This is a genomic window from Methanobrevibacter sp. (assembly GCF_045577275.1).
Taxonomy (GTDB): domain Archaea; phylum Methanobacteriota; class Methanobacteria; order Methanobacteriales; family Methanobacteriaceae; genus Methanobrevibacter.
This window is the reverse complement of sequence record NZ_JAZNIB010000043.1, coordinates 1-4,042: the sequence shown is the minus strand read 5'-3', so window position 1 is coordinate 4,042 and position 4,042 is coordinate 1. Positions and strand designations below refer to the sequence as shown.

Sequence of the window (4,042 nt, the reverse complement as noted above, 5' to 3'; positions counted from 1 at the left end):
TATACAAAAAAATAATCCCTCTAAACTATTTAATAAAGTTTTAATAATGGGATTAATAAATATATTTTATAATAATAAGTTAATTAATAATTGAATCATTGTTTATTTTTTTATATTCCTATTAATTAATGAAATTATTAATTCTCTAGTTTATTGTGTGATATCATGAGTGAAAATGATAGTGATATGATTTATGGCTTATGGGATAAACCACCTGCTGTGGAATTGATCTTATTATCCCTTCAACGTTTATGTGCTATTTTTGGTGCTACAATCTTAGTACCGATTGTAGTTAACACCACTGTTGGCGAACCTGTGCTGTCTGTTCCTGTTGCTTTGATTGCTTCTGGGATAGGTACACTTATTTACGTAATTGCTACACGGAATAGAAGTCCTGTATATCTGGGAAGTTCATTTGCTTTTATTGCTCCTATGATTGCAGGATATGCAATAGGCGGAAAGTCTAGTATATTCTCCGCTTTGATGGTTGTCGGATTGGTATATGTGGCAATTGCATTTATTATCAGAATAACCGGTAATGAATGGATCAATAAGCTATTGCCTCCAGTCATTGTAGGTCCAATGATTATGGTAATCGGTTTATGCTTAGCTCCTACTGCAATTCAGGAAATTGGTCTTGACCAAGCTGTTATTCCAATGAATAATCTTATTGTTGCACTTGTTGCATTCTTGACAACTGCTATTATAGCTATTCGTGGTAGAGGAATGCTGAAGGTTATTCCTTTCTTGATTGGTATTATAGTATCCTATATTGTAGCAGCTTGCTTAGGTATGGTTGACTTCTCAGGATTCTATGCAGCTAGTCTATTTGAAATTCCTGACTTCTACTTGCCATTTGTAAACTACAGCTTTAATCCTGCTGCTCTCTTGACAATCGTTCCAATTGCTCTTGTAACAATGGTAGAGCATGTAGGGGACCATAAGGTATTGGGGGAAATCATTGGCCGTGACTTGATTTCAGATCCTGGATTGAACAAAACCCTTCTTGGTGACGGTCTTGCTACCTTCTTTGCAGCATTCATTGGTGGTCCTGCAAACACCACTTACGGAGAAAACACTTCTGTAGTTGGTTTAACAAGAGTGGCATCCATTTATGTAATTGGTTTGACTGCACTCTTTGCAATCTTATTTGCATTCTCAGGACATTTAACTGCACTTCTTGCAGCTATGCCTAACCCTGTAATTGGTGGTGTAGCTATTCTTCTTTACGGATTCATTGCAGTTAATGGGGTAAAGCTCTTGATTCAAGAGGAAGTAAACTTCAACAACAACAAAAACATTGTAGTGGCAGCAACAATGTTGGTTTTAGGTTTAGGTGGAGCTACCTTATCCATTGCTCAAGGTGACTTATCCGTATCCATTTCTGGTATGGCTCTTGCAGCTATTACTGGTGTAGTTCTAAACTTATTGATTCCAGAAAGAAAAGATGATGAGGAATATACAGAGATTCACTAATCTCTTCTATTCTTTTTTCTAATTGTCATCTTATTTCTTTTCTTTTTTAATTTTATTACTTTTCTATTACTTTTCTATTACTTTTCTAATACTTTTCTATCATTTTCTTATTTTCCCTAATTTTCATTTTTAAATCTTTTTTCTTATTTTTCCTGTTTTTGTAATTGCAATTAATGAAAATTTAATTTAAAATAATAATCTATTTAACTTAATTATGTCAATATATATTATTAAGAAAATTAATCTTTTTAAGGAGATAAAATATGAATGAATATGTTTTAAACCATCCATTAATTACTCATAAATTAGCTATTTTAAGAGATGAAACTACAAGCACTAAGAAGTTTAGGGAAGTAGTAACAGAAATAGCAGCCTTATTATGTTATGAAGCTACCAGAGATGCTAGACTTGAAGAAGTGGAAATAGAAACTCCTATAGCTAAAATGAAAACTGGTAAGGTTCGTGAAGACAATTATGCTGTTATCCCAATCTTAAGGGCAGGTTTAGGTATGGTTCATGGTATCATTGATGTAATGCCTAATGCTAAAGTAGGTCATATTGGTCTTTATCGTGATGAAGATTCCTACTTGCCTGTTGAATATTATTATAAGGTTCCTGAAAAGATTGAAGATAAGATTGCAATGATTGTTGATCCTATGCTTGCAACTGGAGGAAGTGTTCTTGCAACTATTGAAAAGCTTAAGGAAGATGGTGTTCAACATATAAAATTCTTATGCATAGTTGCGGCACCTGAAGGAATTGAGGTTATCGAATCCAACCATCCGGATGTTCAGATTTACTGTGCAGTGGTGGATAAGGGATTGAATGCAAACAAATACATCACTCCAGGTCTTGGTGATGCAGGAGACAGGATATTTGGTACAAAATAGATTTAATCTTTTATTTTTTATTTTTTGATTAAATATTTTATTCATATCTTTTTTTCTTTTTAATTAATTTTTATTTCTTTTTTTTATAGATGATATTTTATTAAATATTATTTTCATTGATTTTCATTAATTTTCATTGATTTTGCATTGTTTTTTATAGTAAACTTTATTATATAATAAATCTAAAGTTTATTTATAAGATATTAAAAATATCAAAAAGATGAAATTTCTATTAATATTCAATATTTTTAAGATTTTTCACAAATTTTTAATTTAAAACAATTATATTTATAAATTATTTATTATGGTGAAATTATGAGTGAAGTATATAAAACATTCACATCCGAATCAGTAACCCAAGGGCATCCTGATAAAGTTGCAGACATTATATCCGATGCAATTCTAGATGCATATATGGAACAGGATCCTCATGCTCACGTAGCATGTGAAACTAGTGTTACAACTGATTTTTGTCTAGTGTTTGGTGAAGTTACATCAACTGCAAACATCACTAGAGCAGATATTGAAAAAATCATTAGGGACACTATTATTGAAATTGGATATGACAATCCAGAATTAAAATTTGATGGTCATAATTGTGAAGTAGTTAGTTTACTCCATGCTCAATCTCCAGACATTAAACAAGGAGTTGACCGTGAAGGTGAAGAAAGTGGAGCTGGAGACCAAGGTATGATGTTTGGTTTTGCAACTAATGAAACCGACTCATTGATGCCTTTCCCAATTGATTTAGCACGCAAGCTTACAAATAAATTAACACAATTAAGAGAATCCGGAGAAATCCCATATTTAAGACCTGATGGTAAGGCACAAGTCTCTGTAAACTATGATAAGGAAGGAAATCCAATATCTTTAGATGCAATTGTTCTTTCCACCCAACATGATGAGACTATGTCACACAATCAAGAGCAGCTTAAAGCGGATATTCGTGAAAAGCTCTTCAAGGCAGTTATCCCACAAGAATTGATGACACCAAACACCAAAGAGCACATCAATCCAACTGGTGTATTCGAAATCGGAGGTCCTCATGGTGATGCAGGATTAACCGGTCGTAAGATCATTGTAGACACCTACGGAGGATATGCAAGACATGGTGGTGGAGCATTTTCAGGTAAGGACTGCACTAAAGTGGATAGAAGTGCATGTTACATGGCAAGATACATTGCTAAGAATATTGTAGCAAGTGGCCTTGCAGAAAAATGTGAAATTCAAGTCTCTTATGCAATCGGTGTTGCTGAACCGACTTCCGTAATGGTTGACACTTTCGGAACTGGTGTGGAAACCACTAAAAGCATGGAAGAGATTGTCCGTGAAAACTTTAAGTTAACTCCTGATGGAATCATCGAAACCTTAAACTTAAGATCCACCAAATATAAACAAACAGCTAAATACGGTCACTTTGGTGTTGAAGGTCTTCCATGGGAAGAAACCGATAAAGTTGAAGACTTGAAAAAATATATTGCATAATTAATTTAAAGCATATTTTGCAAATTTATTGAGACTTCATCCAATTGAAGTTTCAACTCTTTTTATTTTAACTTTTTACTATTTTTAGCATTATTTTCTTAGTTTTTAATTAATTTTACTGTTTTTTAGCACAATTTTATTCATTTTTTGATTAATATCCTCTTATTTTTTATATAAACATATCATTTCAA

3 protein-coding genes are annotated in these 4,042 nt (G+C 32.8%); all 3 read left to right on the top strand.

From position 1 onward, the window contains the following. Window positions 1-165 precede the first annotated feature (165 nt). The 3 genes from ACKI67_RS01445 (at window position 166) to metK (ending at window position 3,851) form a co-directional block, all read left to right on the top strand. Window positions 166-1,476 (top strand): uracil-xanthine permease family protein, encoded by a 1,311-nt coding sequence (locus ACKI67_RS01445; protein ID WP_407461616.1) that lies wholly within the window; start codon window positions 166-168, stop codon window positions 1,474-1,476. A gap of 263 nt (window positions 1,477-1,739) precedes the next feature. Then, window positions 1,740-2,366, top strand: coding sequence for a uracil phosphoribosyltransferase (gene upp, locus ACKI67_RS01440; RefSeq protein ID WP_407461615.1), 627 nt, complete (start codon window positions 1,740-1,742; stop codon window positions 2,364-2,366). A 315-nt stretch (window positions 2,367-2,681) separates the two neighbouring features. Beyond that, complete coding sequence (gene metK, locus ACKI67_RS01435; protein WP_407461614.1) at window positions 2,682-3,851, top strand: methionine adenosyltransferase; 1,170 nt, start codon at window positions 2,682-2,684, stop codon at window positions 3,849-3,851. Window positions 3,852-4,042: the final 191 nt, after the last annotated feature.